Source organism: Telluria sp. RB2R28 (assembly GCF_059685835.1).
The window spans coordinates 494,212-509,404 of record NZ_JCASIK010000003.1 but is presented as its reverse complement, the minus strand read 5'-3'; the positions used below and the strand labels follow the sequence as shown (position 1 = coordinate 509,404).

Here is a 15,193-nt window from a genome sequence, read left to right as displayed (position 1 = left end):
GCACCGTATCCATTCACTTTTTTTGCAGCCTCACGCGTCAACCACGAGCAGCACCGCCAAGACCAGCATCACGGCGCCCGTGAGCGCCTCGATCACGCGCCACACCCCTGGCCGCGCAAGCGTTGACGCGAAGCGCCGCGCCCCCAGCCCAATCGCCGAGAACCACAGCGCGGACGCGGTGATCGCCCCCAGTGCAAACGAACTGCGCTCGCTCGCCGCCAGGCTGCTGCCGACTGCCCCCAGCAGCACGACAGTGTCCAGATACACGTGCGGATTGAGCAGCGACAGCGCCAGCACGGTCACCAGCGCCGCGCCCAGCGTCTGCGCCTGCGCAGCTGCGTCGCCGGACAAGGTCGTGCCGCCACGCCAGCTGCTCGACCAGCAGCGCAGCCCGTACCAGATCAGGAATGCCGCGCCGCCGTAGCGCGCCAGCGGCATCAGGACCGGCGACGCTTCGATCAGCGCGCCCAGGCCACTGGTGCCGGCCGCGATCAGGATCGCATCGACGATGATGCAGGTCGCGACCGTCGGCAGCACGTGCCGCCCTCGCACTGCGGTGCGCAGCACGTGCGCGTTCTGGGCGCCGATGCCCATGATGAGACCTGCGCCCAGCCCCAGCCCCTGAAGATAAATCTGTTGCGAGAACATGGCAGCCTTTCGTGCGAAAGCCGCCACTATTCCAGCCCATGAACTCGACTTCAATTATATTCATGATTATTCAGGCCACGTAAGAAGCGCTAATCATGAAGCTCGACCCTCGCCGCAGTGCTGCCTTCCTTGCCGCCATCGACGCCGGCAGCCTGGAAGCCGCCGCCGCCCAGCTCAGGATCACACCGTCGGCCGTCTCGCAGCGCATCTCGGCGCTGGAGCAGGACATGGGCACGCCGCTGCTGGTGCGCAGCCGCCCCTGCCGCCCCACCGCACCCGGCGCGCGGCTGCTGCAATACCTGCGCCGCTCCACGCTGCTCGAATCGGAGTTCCTGGCCGAGATGACGGGCGATCCGGGCCCGGCGCGCGTGACGCTCGCGGTCAACAACGACACGCTGGCAACCTGGCTGCTGCCGGTGCTGGCGCCCATCCTGATCGACGAACAGCTGCTCGTCGAATTCATCCTCGACAACCAGGGCCACACGTTCTCGCTCCTCGAAGGCGGCCACGCGGTGGCCTGCATCTCGGGCGAGCCGGAACCAATGCGCGGCTGCGGCGCGAGCCTGCTCGGCGTGATGCGCTACCGGCTGGTGGCCTCGCCCGCGTTCGCGCAGCGCTGGTTCCCCAATGGGATCACGCGTGCCACCGCGCAGGTCGCGCCGCTGATGGTCTTCGACCGCAAGGATGCGATGCAGTCGTCGTTTTTGCTCACGCAATTCGGACTGCCCGATGGCGCGTACCCGTTTCACTACGTGCCGTCCAGCGATGCGTTCGCGGAGGCAGTGCGCCTCGGACTGGGCTACGGCATGCTGCCGCACGAGCAGTGTGCGGCGCTGCTGCAGAGCGGCGCACTGGTCGACCTGTCGCCCGCCATCGCGCACGACGTGCCGCTGTACTGGCACGCCTGGCGAATCCAGCCCCCGCGCCTCGAACGCATGGGCGCGGCGCTGCTCAAGGCCGCGCGCGCCGCGCTCCTGCCGCTCGATCAGCCTTGAACCATGCGGGCAGGCGCCACAACGAAAAAAGGCCGGCTGCGCAAGCAGCCGGCCCCTCAGGTCAAACACACCTCAGATCAGGCGATCACGAACCGATGCGGCCACCGTCGTTCTTGGTGATGACCAGCGTTGCCGAACGCGGACGCTTGCCCGCGCCGTAGCCGGCGTTGGCTGGCCACTGGCTCGTGTACTTGGTCGGATCGGCCAGATTGGCAGCCGCCGTAGTCTCGCCCGGGTGCTGGATGTTGACGAACAGCGCCTTGCCGTCCGGCGTTTCGGCGATGCCGGTCAGCTCGCAGCCTTTCGGGCCCACCAGGAAGCGCTTGAGCGTGTCCGCCGTTGGGGCCTTGCCGACGTAGGTGTCGATGTTCACGACCGAGCCGTCGGCCTTCGCGTTCGGCACGGTGACTTTCTTGCCGTCGCCGACCGTGCCTGGCAGGCCGGCAAGCATCATGCAGTTGGTGACGTCGGTGTAGGCGCCATCGTCGGTCTGGAACCAGCAGATGCCGGTCGAGACGGTGAAGGACATGCCGTCCGGGCTCGAGAAGTCCTGGTCCGCAGTCAGGCCGGACAGGTTGATCGTGCTCGCAGCGGCAGCCGCTTCGGCGCCGAACAGGTACACGTCCCAGCTGAAGGTGGTGGCGGTCGAACCGGCGGCATCTTCCTTCATGCGGATGATGTGGCCGTTCGGGTTGCCCGGCTGGGCGGTGGTGCCCTTCATGTCGGTGTAGGCGCGCGGGTTGGCCGCGTCCACGCCAACCTGGCTCGAGCCGCTTGGCTCGGCGCGGCGGTTGCTGTTGTTGGTCAGCGTGTAGTAGATCTCGCCGTTGGCCGGGTTGACCGAGCACCATTCAGGACGGTCCATCTTGGTCGCGCCGACGGCATCGGCCGCCAGGCGGGCGTTGACGAACACGTCGGCCTGGTCGGCGAACTTGTAGTTGGCGTAGCCGGCAATCGCGGCGTTGGCGATGTTCAGTTCGATCCAGCTGCCCTTGCCGTCGGCGTTGAACTTGGCCACATACAGCTTGCCGCTGTCGAGGTATTTGTCGCCGGTGGCGATACGGTCGGTGGCAACGGCATCGGCCGGATTCCACGGGGCGGTCGAGACGAATTTGTAGATGTACTCGCCGCGCGAATCGTCACCCATGTAAATGGCCAGCGGCGTACCGGCCAGCAGGCGGCCGAAGGCGGCGCTCTCGTGGGCGAAACGGCCCAGCGCGGTGCGCTTTTTCAGTGGACGGGTCTTGTCGTAGGCATCCATCTCGATGATGTAGCCTTCGCCGTTGAGTTCATTGCGGTAGTCATCGCTGCCGTCGATCGACGTGCCCTTCTTGCTGATGTTCCAGCGTGCGTACTTGTCGTCAGTGCCGCCCGTTTCCCAGCCGTGACGCGAGGCCGCGCCCTGCGCCACGCCGTAGCGATTGAGCGATGCAACGCTCTTGTCGCCGCGCGCCGCGTTGTCGGTGGCCGAGCGGGTGAAGTAGCCGGCCCAGTTTTCTTCGCCCGACAGATAGGTGTTCCACGGGGTGCGGCCAGTGCCGCAGTTGTTGAGCGTGCCGCGGAACTTGGTGCCGTCCGGCGAGTACTTGGTCTTGACCAGCGCATTGCCGCGCACCGGACCCGAAATCTGGACCTCGGTCTGCTGGTGCACGCGGCGGTTGAAGTTCGAATTCTGCAGGTATTCCCACTTGCCGTTGGTGGTGCGCACTTCGACGACGGACAGGCCGTGCAGCGCCATCTCCTTGTCGACTTCCAGCGCCGGGCGCGGCAGCGTATTGGTGCCGCCATTGGCGTGCACGAAGAACGAGGCCAGGCCTTCGTTGGTGGTCGCTTCGTGGTTCATGGCCAGCAGGCCGCGCGTCACGCCGGTGGTCGAGACGGCGCCGTCGGCGGACAGCGAGAAGAATTCCATGCCGTCGTGGTGGTCGCCCGCGCGGTTCTCGAAATCGGTGTCGGTGCCGTCGTTCTTGTAGGCGGGGGTGCCGGCCGCGAGCGGATCGCCCAGCGCATAGATCACGCTGGCGGTGTAACCGGCCGGGACGACGACGGTGTCGGCCAGGCTCTTGCCGACGGCGGTGAAGCCGAGCAGCTTTTCGACCGGCGCCGGCGGCGTGGTAACCACTGGCGGTGGGGCCGCCGTGACAGGATCATCATCCGAGCCGCCGCACGCGGTCAGGCCGAAGGTGCTCAGCAGCGCGGTGGCGGCCGTGGCGGCGCCGCCGCGCAGCATGTTGCGGCGGCTCAGGCGGGCGTTCATGACAGTGCTGAATTGCTCGTTCGACGAAGTATTCAGGTCGATATCGTCATGGTCGATGCCATGGCGGGCGAGATCGGTCGGCTTGTTCACGGGATGGATCCTGTATTTGTTGTGTGGATAAGGGAAAGCCCGTGAATAGTAGTAAGGCAAGATGACGCCTGCGTGACAGTTTGGTCACAGTTTGATGACATGAGGGGGAGTACGCCCAGGCTGGATGCACGACGTATGCATCATTACTGCAAGTTTGCGGCGATCTGGGTAAAATTTCCTGTTGAAATTGTTTTAACGCTCTCCGTGTCTGGAGACATAGCCGGAAGGTCACACATGCAGGAACCCCGCGACACCATGCCGGCACAGGACGCCGTCTCCTTCGGCTGGGCGTTGTTCGAAGCCATCCCCGACTGCGTGAAACTGCTCGACACGGATGGCACGATCCTCGCAATGAACTGCAATGGCCGCAGCGCGATGGAAATCGACGATATCGCCCTGCTGCGTGGCCAGTCATGGATGGCGTTCTGGCCGGCCGCATCCCACGACGCCGTGCGCGCGGCGCTGGAGACGGCGCGTGCCGGCGGTACCGGCCATCTCGTTGCCGCCTGTCCCACCGCCAAAGGCACGCCCAAGTGGTGGGACGTGATGGTCACCCGCACCGCCAGCGGCGACGGCCTGCGCGCCCACCTGCTCGTGATCTCGCGCGACATCACGCAGCAGCGCAACGCCAGCGAGGAGCGCGAACGGCTGCTGCACCAGCTGCAGGCCGCAAACATCGAAAGCAAGCGGGTGGTCGAGCAGCTGCGCGCCAGCGAAGAACGCTACCGCACCCTGTTCGACTCGGTCGACGAAGGCTTCTGCATTTTCGAGATGCTGTTCGACGAGGCGAACCGGCCCATCGACTACCGCTTCCTCGAGATGAACCCGACCTTCGAAGCCCACACGGGCCTGAAGGATGCCGTGGGCCGCACCGCGCGTGACATGCTGCCGGGGCTCGACGACTTCTGGTTCGACACCTATGGCCGCGTGGCGCTCACGGGTGAGCCGGTGCGCTTCGAGAACGAGGCGCCGGCCATGAACCGCTGGTTCGATGTCTACGCAACCCGTATTGGCGGTGCGGACAGCCGCAAGGTGGGACTCCTGTTCAACGACATCTCGGCGCGCAAGCAGTCGGAATCGACGCTGCGGCGGCTGGCCGACGACCTGGCCGAGGCCGACCGCCGCAAGACGGAATTTCTGGCCACGCTGGCGCACGAGCTGCGCAACCCGCTGGCGCCGATCAGGAACGGCCTGTCGGTCATGCGCATGAGCGGCGACAACCCGGCAGCCATGGCGAAAGTGCGCGACATGATGGAGCGCCAGGTCGGGCACATGGTGCGCCTGATCGACGACCTGCTCGACATCGCCCGCATCAGCGGCGGCAAGCTGGAACTCAAGCGCCAGCGCACCGACCTGGCTTCCATCCTGGCCAGCGCGGTCGAAACGAGCATGCCGCTGATCGACGCAGGCGAGCATGCATTGACGGTCGACGTGCCCGATGCGGCCCTGCCGGTGGACGCGGACGCGACCCGCATCGCGCAGGTCGTGGCGAATCTGATCAATAACGCGGCCAAGTACACGCCGCCGGGTGGGCAGATCGCCCTGTCGGCGCAGCGCGATGGCCTTGACGCCGTGATCACGGTGCGTGACAGCGGCGTGGGCATCGCGGCGGACGCGCTGGCCGGTGTGTTCGAGATGTTCAGCCAGATCGGCCGCACGGTCGACCGCTCGCAGGGCGGGCTGGGCATCGGCCTGTCGCTGGTGCGGCGCCTGGTGGAGATGCATGGCGGCTCGGTCGCCGCCACCAGCGCCGGCGCCAATGCCGGCAGCATCTTCACGGTGCGCCTGCCATTGGCCGCCGAGGCAGTACAGGCCGGGCCGGCGCCAGGCGAGCCGGCGCCGGCGCTTGATAACGCAGCCGGTGGCCTGAAGGTGCTGGTGGTGGACGACAACGTCGATGCAGCCGTGACGCTGTCGATGATCCTGGAGATCTCGGGCTACACGGCGAAGGTGGCGCACGACGGCTACGAGGCGCTGGCCGTCGCGCAGGCGTTCTGCCCGCGCGTGGCGTTTCTGGATATCGGCATGCCGGGCATGAGCGGCTACGAGACGGCGCGCGCGATTCGCGCCACGCCGGGCCTGGAAGACATCGTGCTGGTGGCGCTGACCGGCTGGGGCGCCGAGAGCGACCGCCAGCGCTCGAACGAGGCGGGGTTTGACCACCACCTGACCAAACCGGTGCAGCTCGACGTGGTCGAGGCGCTGCTGGCGGGCCTGTAACGCCGGCGCCTGGCCAGCGCGATCAGTTGCGGCGCAGTTCGTCCTCGAGATCGCCAATCAGCTGCGCCACGGTGGGCGTGATGCCCTTGTCGCCCGGCGTGTAGAACACGCCCGGCAGGACGCTGTCTTCTTCGAGCTGCGGCAGCAGTTCTTCGATCAGTTCTTCCAGTGAGAACGCCTGCGCGTCGTAGCCGTCCCACTCGAATTCGGCGCACAGCGTGGCGTACTCGTTGGCCGGCCACATCGGAAACACGAGGGTGCCGTCGTCGGTCTTGGCCAGCGCCCAGCCGTCCTGGTACAGGCCCCATACTTCGCGCGCCTCGGCCGCGCGCCGGATGAAATACTCGTAGCGTTCCGGTCCCGCCAGCGTCACGACGGCCGCCAGCTGCTGGCCGCCCAGCTTGATCGCCGAGATGATCTGTTCGCTCATCACCACTCCAGTCCATCGAGGCGTGATGCCCCACAGCCGTCAGGATACGCCATCGGGATGCACGGGGTGCGTTTGTCACCTAACAAACGGCTGCGACGTGGCAGGCGCTGTCTTGACGACCGGGGCTGGCGTGGCATGCAGGTCGTAGCGCACATCGTGCCGGTCGCACGGCGGCGCATCGAGCACCAGAAAGGCGTCCCAGCCCAGCCGGCCCGGACTGACGGCGTCCAGCGTGGTGTTGTGGACGTCGGCCGCGCGCAGCACCAGCTCGACTTCGTATTCGAGGGCGACGCCGGTAAACAACGCCAGCACGCTCTTGAGCGCGCGCGCGGCCAGCCCGCCCGGCAGGAAGGCCTGGAAGCCCGCATGCGCCAGCGGCCCGACGATCAGGCGCAGGCGCAGCGTGCGCTGCCAGACGCGCGCACCGGCCAGCGCGCGGGTACCGAGAACGGCGCTGTCCTGGCCCAGCATCGATTGCTGCGCGGCCGGGATGTCATACCAGGCGCCGATGAATTGTTCGGCCACGATCGGCTGGCCGAAATACTCGGACAGCAAGCGCGCAAGCTGCACGGCCGACACCGGCCGGTGCCGCACCGACGCTGCAAAATAGCCGATCGATTCATCCAGCACGGCGCCGTCGCCCACGTCGCTCAGGCGCCGCCGCAGCGCCGCGTCACCCAGTCCGGCAAGGCTCATCAACAGGGGCAGGAAGGCATCCTGGCCATCGGGCTGGTACTTCAGCGGCAGGCGGTACTTGCGCCAGGCTTCGTAGAACAGCGCCAGCGAGCGGTTCGAGAACGCATCCAGGAAGGCGCGCGGGCCGTCGTCTTCTTCCTCGTTCTTGTGGTGCGCCTGGTGCGCGGCGATGCGCTCGGTGTAATGCGCTGGCAGCACGCCGTTGCAACCCAGCAGACCCATGAAGGCCGGCGTCAGGTGCACATGGCGCAGCGTGCCTTCCTGCACCGCGTCGGCCAGCGCTGCGGCGTCGATCGGCAGCGCGAACGGCATGCCGATCGACAGGTCGCGCACGTCGGCATGGATGCTTTCGAGCTGGCTGGCCGGGAAACCCAGCGACACCGAATTCTGGAAGCGCAGCATGTCGGCCACCAGCCCGTGCGCCGGCTTGCCGCGACGCCGCAGCCACAACTCGAGCACCTGCACCGCCTGAAAGAAATCGAAGCGCCACGGCTCGCGGAACAGCTGCTCGATTACAGCAGACTCAGATCGCCGCTTCGGGGTGCGCATCGCAGCAGTTCCTCGGACGATTGATGGGACACGATCACCAGCTGGGTAAAGCTGTTGGCGTGCACGTACAGCGCCAGGAAGCGTTCGATGATGTGGGCGAAGAGGTGGATGCCGCTGCCGACGAACGCTTCTTCATCAATACTGAGCCGCACCTCGATCCCGCGCACCAGGCAATTGAAGGGATTGCCGGACAACCAGGCGCTGGTGGGCGTATAGGCGATCGCGAGAATGCCGCCGATTTGGCGCGTCGAGGCGGCCGAACGGGGCACATCGTGCAGCGCCAGCATTTCGCGAAATGCGTCGACGCCGCCATCGGCCAGCGACAGGTGGTTCAGCGACAGCAGCGAGATCAGGCGCCACTGCGCGCTGCGGCCGCGGGCGAAGCGCCAGGTGCGGGTCGGCTTGCGCAGGAAGGTGATGGCGCGCGTGCTCGAGCCGCCTTCCGTGAACAGGTCGCCCCCTGGCTGGCCGTATGGCAGCAGCGATGGCAGGTCGCGGTTGGTGCAGGTCAGTTCGAGATTGAGCGTGGTCTTTTCGACCTTGGCCGGGTCGAAATCGATGTCGACGATCGTGATCTGCGTCTCGAAGCCGGGGCTGCGTTCAGCCAGCGCTTCATCGCGCGCCATGGCCCAGTAGTGCCCATTGTGCTGCGGCGTCTGCGCATGCTTGAGCGAATAGAAGGGCTGGAACTTGATGATCGTTTCGCCCTGCGCCGTCTGGCGCACCATATTGACGTCGTTGATGGCATTGACCTCGTAGCCATAGGCGCGGCGCCCGTCGGCCAGCACCGGGTAATTGGCCTTTGCGTGGGTCAGCTGGATCGGCTCGCCGCGCTGGGGGAACAGGTTGATCACCGGCGTGCAGCCGGTAAGCAGGTTGTTGGTCGAGAGCGTGCCGAGCATGCGCGCCAGGTTCGAGTCGCTGCGAATGCCGGCCAGTGCCAGGTGCACCGTCAGCGCGCGCGTGCCGCGGGGCAGGGCGGCCGTCAGCATGGCCAGGTCGAGATCGACGAAGTTGAATTTTTCGGGAAAACAGAAGTACTCGGTGAGCAGGCGATACGCCGCATGCGAACGCGCCGGGAAATCGATCAGCGCCTCGTCGTCGCCAAAGCCGGCGCTGCGTACCGGCAGCGCCGGCAGCGCGAGCCAGTGCCCGCCATCGGCCTGCACGTAGGCGGCCACCGTGCGCACCAGCAGCGCGTCGCGCAGCGCCGCGCACAGCGACGGCTCGCCATCGAGAAACAGGCGCAGCGCCGGCAGCGCCAGCGCATCGAGTCCGCGCCCGTCGCAGGTAATCGCCACGCGCACGCTGATGCTGGCCGTGGCGCCGGCCGGCAAGCGCACCGTGTCGGGCGCGCCGATGATCGGGGAGAACGCCGCGCGCGTGATGGCCAGCGGCGCGACCGTCACCGGATACACGGTGCGAAACGTGCATTCCACGCCGCGCACGGGGCGCGTGTTGAATGCGGCGCCGCGCCCGATCGTCGTCACGCTCGTCTGCTGGGCGGCAGCGGCAGCGGCGCCGGTGGCGGTGGTGGCGGCGTCGGTGCTGGCAGTGATGGCGGGGCCGAGCTGCGCGATCGAGCACGATGGAAAAGGGCGCAGGTAGTGCGGGTAGAGCACGCCGAACAGCGCTTCGGTGAACTCGGGATAATCGTCGTCGAGACGTCGGGCGATGCGCGCGTTGAGAAACGCGAACGACTGGATCATGCGTTCGGTGTGCGGGTCTTCGCAGACTTCACCGCTGATCAACAGGCGCCCGGCGACGCGCGGATAGCGTTCGGCGAATTCGCGCAGGTTGTGGCGCAGGTAGGCCAGTTCGCTTTCGTAATAGGGCAGGAGCTGGTCCATCTCAGGTCTCCTTCACCGGCGACGCCGCTGTTGCCATTGTTGCTGCCGCGCGACCGGCTTTGCGGATGCTGTACTGGAGCGTGGACGGCTGCAGCACGGCGTCGAAGTTGACCGGCTCTTGCGACACGCTCCCCACCAGCACCGCCGTGATCGAAAAGCTCAGCCGATTGATCGACGGGCCGGCCGCCTCGTCGCGCAGCGCCAGCTGCGCCTTCACACCGGTCAGGCGCGGCTCATGGCGCGTGATGGCCGCTTCGATGCAGGCGCAGATGTGGGCGCGGTCGGAAGGGCTCGAGAGCGAGCGGTCGGCGAAATCGCACAGGCCGTAGTCGACCATCGACGTCTTGCATTCGGTGTAGCCGGCAAGCTCGCCCTCCTGGATGATCGAGCGCGTGTTCAGGAGCGCCTCGAGGTCGCGCGCCACCGCATCCTTCAACTCGTCGACATTCAGGCGCACGATGACGACGCCCTGGCGTACCGGCTGGCCGAGCAGACGATCGAACAGATCCGGCGTGTATCCCTTCATGGAGCGTTCCTTCGCGGTACAGCGGGGAGGGGAATGTTGCGTGGTGAAAACCATTCGCATGTTGCCATGCGGTTCGTCGCCAAACGTTGATGAACTTCACGTGGGCAACTCTACGTCGTCGTTATTGTTTCTTTCCGGCCATAACAACTGGGAAGACAGCACCATGACGAGCAAAGTTCTCTGGGGCGAAGGCCTGCTGCTGCGCCCCCAGCACTTCCAGCGCCAGGATGCGTATCACGAGCATTGCCTGTTCAAGAGCGTCAAGGCGGCCCATCCCTATGCCTGGGGCGTGGAGCTGTGCGAGATCGACCGCGAGGCGCTGGCCAGCAGCATGCTGCGTGTGACCGGGCTGGCGCTGCGCTTCCAGGATGGCGAGCTGTACGAGGCGCCCGGCAGCGACGAGCTGCCCGCCACGATCGACCTCAGCACGCTGGCGCAAACGGTGCAGGCGGTGACGTATTACGCGGCGCTGCCGGGCTTGAAGCCCTTCAATGCCAACTTCGTGCAGCCGGGGCAGGCCGCGACGTCCGCCGACAACGCGGCGCGCTTCATGCAGGCGAACCTGGAAGCGCCCGACCTGTTCACGCAGGCCGCGCCGGTGCAGCTGGCCTATCTGCGGCGCGCGCTGCGGCTGGTGGCCGAGTTCGAGCCACGCGACGCCTACATCCACTTCCCGCTGCTGCGCGTGCGGCGCACGCCCACCGGCGGCTTCGAGCCCGATCCGGCCATGGTGCCGCCAGCCCTGTCGGTGGGCGCGTCACCGGTGCTGTTCCAGGGTTTGCGGCGCCTGCTCGACGCGCTGCAGGCCAAGGTCGGTGCGCTCTACGGCCACCACCGCGAACCGACCCGCAACGTGATCGAATTTCGCTCGGGCGACATGTCGTCGTTCTGGCTGCTGCACACGGCCAGTTCAGCCTACGCGGCGCTGACGCATCACTTTCATCATCCGGCGCTGCATCCCGAACGCCTGTTCCAGTCGCTGCTGGACGTGGCCGGCGGCCTGATGACGTTCTCGAAGAGCTGGACCCTGGCCGACCTGCCGGCCTACCAGCATGGCGACCCTGGCCCGGCCTTCGCGAAGCTGCACATGATCATCCGCGAACTGCTCGACACGGTGATCTCGGCCAAGTACTTCGGCATCGCGCTCAACGAGGTCCGCCCGTCGTACCACATCGGGATGCTCGACTCCGGCAAGATCGACAACGCCACCACGTTCTATATCGCGGTATCGGCCGACATCGCGGCGCTCGAACTGGTGGAGATCGTGCCGCTGCGCTTCAAGGTGGGCGCGCCGGACGATGTCGAAAAGTTCGTGCTCTCGGCGCTGCCCGGCGTGCGCCTGCAGTATTCGCCGCAGCCGCCGGCCGCCATCCCCGTGCGGCCCGAGACCTGCTACTTCAACCTCGAATCGAAAGGGCCGATGTTCGAGCGCATGCTCAAGGCGCAGTCGATCTCGATCTACGCACCGGAAGGATTGAGGGAGCTCAAGCTGGAATTGCTGGCCGTGGTGGCGTGATGGAGCGCTGCCGACCCGATGGGGATAAACCTGTGGATAAGTCTGAATACTCAACCGTACCCCTGTATGCACAGCTTTTTGCAGCAGCAACGACGCAACACATCCGCGCTATTTGACGGATGATTTAATTCTCATTGGAAACTATCACGTATGATAAACGCCTCTTCACCCAACGATTTGACATGCAATGACCACTGCCATGGCCGCCCCACCGAAGGCCGAGATGCCCCCAGCCCTGCTCGCTGAGCTGAGTGCCTGGGCCCAACAGTATGCGCACGACGCCGGCGCCGGTCTGCGCGACGCACTGGCAACGGCCGACAGCGAGAAGCTGGCGCTGCAGGCCGACCTGGACGAAGCCCAGGCCGCGCGCGACCATGCCCAATCGATGGCAGAAGAGCGCGATGAAGAAATCCAGCGCCTGACGGCCGAGCTGCGCAACGCGCGCCAGATCGCCACCGACGCCCTGGTCGGCAAGGCCAAGGACCAGCTGGCGATCGACGGCAAGGATGCGCAACTGGCCGATCTGCGCCAGCAGCTCGAACGCAATGTGACGGCTACGGCAGCCGAGTCGGATGCGCGCCTGCAGGCCCAGATGGACCTGATTGGCGCCACGACCGAGCGCGACAACCTGATGGGCGAGCTGAAGGATTTGCAGGCGAAACTCGACACCTCGCGCACCGAGCGCAGCGCACTGCGGGCCGAGCTCGAAGCGCTGCGTTCACGCAAATAACACGCTTTGCACCGCACAATGACAAAGGCCCCGGCGCTGTGAAGCACCGGGGCCTTTGTGGTTATTACGACGGTCTTGCTTACTCTTGCGATGCGGCCGTTACGTCAAGCGTGATGGCTTTCAGGCCCAGGACAGCGCTGCTCTGCTGACGGATCTGGTTGGCATATGCTGCATCACCGTTGAGCTTACGGCCGTACGAAGGAATCATTTCCTTCATCTTGGCTTGCCACTCTGGCGTGGCCAGCTTGTCCTTGAACGCCGATGCCGCGATCACTTTCAGCATGATCGGCGCAGCGGTCGAGGCGCCTGGCGACGCGCCCAGCAGGGCAGTGACCGAACCGTCGTTCGATGCCACGACTTCGGTACCGAACTGCAGCAGGCCACCCTTGGCCGGATCGTCCTTGACGATCTGCACGCGCTGACCTGCGTTGACCAGTTTCCAGTCTTCCTTCTTGGCTTCCGGCAGGTACTCACGCAGGGTTGCCACGCGGTCTTCCTGCGACTGCATCACTTGCTCGACCAGATACTTGGTCAGCGGGATGTTGTCGATACCGGCTTGCACCATTGGACGCACATTGCCGGTGTTGACCGAGGCTGGCAGGTCGATCCACGAACCATTTTTCAGGAACTTGGTCGAGAACGTGGCGAACGGGCCGAACAGCAGGGCTTTCTTGCCGTCGATGATGCGGGTGTCCAGGTGCGGCACGGACATTGGCGGCGAACCGACCGATGCCTTGCCATACACCTTGGCGTGGTGCGCCTCGATCAGCGCCGGGTTGGTCGTGACGAGCCACTGGCCACCCACCGGCACACCGCCGAAGCCCTTGGCTTCAGGAATACCGGTCTTTTCCAGCAGTGGCAGTGCGCCGCCGCCGGCGCCGATGAACACGAATTTCGTGCTCACGGTCGAGACCTTGTTGTCCGCCAGGTTCTTGACGGTGACGTTCCACAGACCGTTTTCGCCGCGCTTGATATCCTCAACCTGGGTACGCAGGTTCAGCGTCATCCCATGCGAGTCGGTCAGGTGCTTGACCATGCTGCGGGTCAGGGCGCCGAAGTTCACGTCGGTACCGATTTCCATGCGGGTGGCAGCCACTTTTTGCGCTGCATCGCGGCCGTTCATGACCAGCGGCGCCCACTTGCGGATTTCTGCCTGGTCTTCGCTATACAGCATGCCCTTGAACAGGTTTTCCTTCTGCAGTGCGGCGTAGCGCTTGCGCAGGAAGTTGATGTTGTCGTCGCCCCAGACAAAAGCCATGTGCGGCACATTGTTGATGAAGCTCTGCGGCGCGCCAAGGTACTGCTTCTGCACCTGGTAGGCCCAGAACTGCTTCGACACTTCAAACTGCTCATTGATGTCGACCGCCTTCTTGGTGTCGATGGTACCGTCCGGCATTTCCGGCGTGTAGTTCAGCTCGGCGAAACCGGAGTGACCGGTGCCGGCATTGTTCATGGCATCCGAACTTTCGGCCGAGACCGAGTCCATGCGTTCGTACATCTGAATCGTCAGTTCCGGATCGAGTTCCTTGAGCATCGTACCGAGCGTGGCGCTCATGACACCGGCACCGATCAGGACAACGTCAACCGGCTTGTCATTGGATGGAGCGGGCGCTTTCGAGCACGAAGCAACGATGAAGCAAGAAAGGACGACTAATAGCGAGTTGCGCATACGAGTATCACCTGAAAAAATGTGTGCGATGGCCTGGCATGCAACATCTGATTTAAAAATTCGACGGCTCGGTAGTGGCGCATTCCGGAAATAACCGGCGGCGCCATTAGAGAACGGGTTGTCGGGATCTGTCGCGGCAATCCACCGCAACAAGCCTCGGCAAACGACGCAATAGCAAAGCCGATGCATCGCTGCGACCGGGTCTCGATCGAGGCGGCATCATGGGCTGTCAAACAAGGATATAACGCGTTGACAGGAGAGTCAGGCGGGCCAGTCAATATCCCTGGCGTCCATCGAAACTGGGGGTAACTCTTGTATAGGAGTTGGGTAAGTATAGCCCAAACAAATCAGCCTTGCTTGGGGCTGGCCCTCTTAAAAGGGCGTCTCAGTATTCAAGCGGTAGCGTTCTGCGTACTACTACTGAGGCGGTGGCGCGACGTTTGTGCGGTGGGTTTCTTGGGGTGTGCGATGCGGATTTTGAGCCGCTTTTGAACGAGCGATTGAATCCGGCCGATATGGACACATGTAGGATGTTTGGTCCCGGATTCGATGAACATGACCCATGCCACAAGCGTTGATACCGCGTCGGAGCCACAAATCCTGATGATCGACGGCGCCAGCATCCGCGATATCGCTTCGTTTTATGACGAGATCAACCGCGTGTTCATGATGGGTGAGGATTGGCAGCTTGGCGCCAGCCTGGATGGCCTGGATGACATGCTATACGGTGGCTATGGGGTCCTTCGCGGCAAGGCCCCGGCAATCGTCGTCTGGGACCAGATGGACAGCATCCGTATTGCTCTGGGCGTCGAGGCGACCCGTGCTTACTATCTTGCAAAGCTCGAGCACCCGCAGCTGTTCAAACCTGGCCCGATTCACGCTGCACTCGCGCGCCTTGGGCTGGGTGGGCCGACTTACTTTGATCTGGTGATGCAGGTGTTTGCTGATCATCCGAACATTACATTGCGCGCGGCTTAGTAATTACTGGCGCAGCTAAACCTATGCGCCAGGTTTTAT

The 15,193-nt window shown here is 64.9% G+C and carries 12 protein-coding genes; 5 read left to right on the top strand and 7 right to left on the bottom strand.

Annotation, left to right across the window (positions count from 1 at the left end; all coding sequences use genetic code 11):
• Positions 1-30: 30 nt before the first annotated feature.
• The gene (locus AC56LV_RS14560) at positions 31-648 is read right to left on the bottom strand and encodes a LysE/ArgO family amino acid transporter (protein WP_499558633.1); all 618 of its coding nucleotides are present in this window, start codon (positions 646-648) and stop codon (positions 31-33) included.
• A gap of 95 nt (positions 649-743) precedes the next feature.
• Between AC56LV_RS14560 and AC56LV_RS14555 the strand changes: the two genes are divergently transcribed.
• The gene (locus AC56LV_RS14555) at positions 744-1,643 is read left to right on the top strand and encodes a LysR family transcriptional regulator ArgP (protein WP_499558631.1); all 900 of its coding nucleotides are present in this window, start codon (positions 744-746) and stop codon (positions 1,641-1,643) included.
• Positions 1,644-1,728: 85 nt separating this feature from the next.
• Here AC56LV_RS14555 and AC56LV_RS14550 read toward each other — a convergent pair whose 3' ends face one another.
• A complete protein-coding gene (locus AC56LV_RS14550; RefSeq protein WP_499558629.1) occupies positions 1,729-3,990 on the bottom strand; it encodes a PhoX family protein in 2,262 nt (753 codons plus the stop codon).
• 234 nt (positions 3,991-4,224) lie between these two features.
• On the opposite strand from AC56LV_RS14550, the gene AC56LV_RS14545 reads away from it, so the two are divergent.
• A complete protein-coding gene (locus AC56LV_RS14545) occupies positions 4,225-6,210 on the top strand; it encodes a PAS domain-containing hybrid sensor histidine kinase/response regulator (RefSeq protein WP_499558627.1) in 1,986 nt (661 codons plus the stop codon).
• Positions 6,211-6,232: 22 nt separating this feature from the next.
• On the opposite strand, the gene AC56LV_RS14540 is transcribed toward AC56LV_RS14545, so the two are convergent.
• The 4 genes from AC56LV_RS14540 to tssE form a co-directional block, all read right to left on the bottom strand.
• Entirely contained in the window at positions 6,233-6,640 is a 408-nt protein-coding gene (locus AC56LV_RS14540) for a DUF2750 domain-containing protein (RefSeq protein ID WP_183554928.1), read from the bottom strand.
• A 75-nt stretch (positions 6,641-6,715) separates the two neighbouring features.
• Complete coding sequence (gene tssG / locus AC56LV_RS14535) at positions 6,716-7,885, bottom strand: type VI secretion system baseplate subunit TssG (protein WP_499558625.1); 1,170 nt, start codon at positions 7,883-7,885, stop codon at positions 6,716-6,718.
• Entirely contained in the window at positions 7,849-9,735 is a 1,887-nt protein-coding gene (tssF, locus tag AC56LV_RS14530) for a type VI secretion system baseplate subunit TssF (protein ID WP_499558623.1), read from the bottom strand. Before tssF ends, tssG begins: the two co-directional genes overlap by 37 nt.
• Position 9,736: 1 nt before the next feature.
• On the bottom strand, positions 9,737-10,261 hold the full coding sequence (gene tssE / locus AC56LV_RS14525; protein ID WP_499558622.1) for a type VI secretion system baseplate subunit TssE: 525 nt from the start codon (positions 10,259-10,261) through the stop codon (positions 9,737-9,739).
• Between the two features lie 163 nt (positions 10,262-10,424).
• Between tssE and tssK the strand changes: the two genes are divergently transcribed.
• Both tssK and AC56LV_RS14515 read left to right on the top strand, forming a co-directional pair.
• A complete protein-coding gene (gene tssK / locus AC56LV_RS14520) occupies positions 10,425-11,777 on the top strand; it encodes a type VI secretion system baseplate subunit TssK (protein WP_499558620.1) in 1,353 nt (450 codons plus the stop codon).
• A 187-nt stretch (positions 11,778-11,964) separates the two neighbouring features.
• On the top strand, positions 11,965-12,507 hold the full coding sequence (locus tag AC56LV_RS14515; protein WP_499558618.1) for a DNA-binding protein: 543 nt from the start codon (positions 11,965-11,967) through the stop codon (positions 12,505-12,507).
• A 79-nt stretch (positions 12,508-12,586) separates the two neighbouring features.
• On the opposite strand, the gene mqo is transcribed toward AC56LV_RS14515, so the two are convergent.
• The gene (gene mqo, locus AC56LV_RS14510) at positions 12,587-14,176 is read right to left on the bottom strand and encodes a malate dehydrogenase (quinone) (protein ID WP_499558616.1); all 1,590 of its coding nucleotides are present in this window, start codon (positions 14,174-14,176) and stop codon (positions 12,587-12,589) included.
• Positions 14,177-14,725: 549 nt separating this feature from the next.
• On the opposite strand from mqo, the gene AC56LV_RS14505 reads away from it, so the two are divergent.
• A complete protein-coding gene (locus AC56LV_RS14505; protein WP_499558614.1) occupies positions 14,726-15,154 on the top strand; it encodes a barstar family protein in 429 nt (142 codons plus the stop codon).
• Positions 15,155-15,193 lie beyond the last annotated feature (39 nt).

Coding starts and splice junctions, on each gene's coding strand:
- AC56LV_RS14560 (WP_499558633.1), bottom strand. CDS start 648: ATGTTCTCGCAACAGATTTATCTTCAGGGGCTGGGGCTGGGCGCAGGT.
- AC56LV_RS14555 (WP_499558631.1), top strand. CDS start 744: ATGAAGCTCGACCCTCGCCGCAGTGCTGCCTTCCTTGCCGCCATCGAC.
- AC56LV_RS14545 (WP_499558627.1), top strand. CDS start 4,225: ATGCAGGAACCCCGCGACACCATGCCGGCACAGGACGCCGTCTCCTTC.
- AC56LV_RS14540 (WP_183554928.1), bottom strand. CDS start 6,640: ATGAGCGAACAGATCATCTCGGCGATCAAGCTGGGCGGCCAGCAGCTG.
- tssG (WP_499558625.1), bottom strand. CDS start 7,885: ATGCGCACCCCGAAGCGGCGATCTGAGTCTGCTGTAATCGAGCAGCTG.
- tssF (WP_499558623.1), bottom strand. CDS start 9,735: ATGGACCAGCTCCTGCCCTATTACGAAAGCGAACTGGCCTACCTGCGC.
- tssE (WP_499558622.1), bottom strand. CDS start 10,261: ATGAAGGGATACACGCCGGATCTGTTCGATCGTCTGCTCGGCCAGCCG.
- tssK (WP_499558620.1), top strand. CDS start 10,425: ATGACGAGCAAAGTTCTCTGGGGCGAAGGCCTGCTGCTGCGCCCCCAG.
- AC56LV_RS14515 (WP_499558618.1), top strand. CDS start 11,965: ATGACCACTGCCATGGCCGCCCCACCGAAGGCCGAGATGCCCCCAGCC.
- mqo (WP_499558616.1), bottom strand. CDS start 14,176: ATGCGCAACTCGCTATTAGTCGTCCTTTCTTGCTTCATCGTTGCTTCG.
- AC56LV_RS14505 (WP_499558614.1), top strand. CDS start 14,726: ATGAACATGACCCATGCCACAAGCGTTGATACCGCGTCGGAGCCACAA.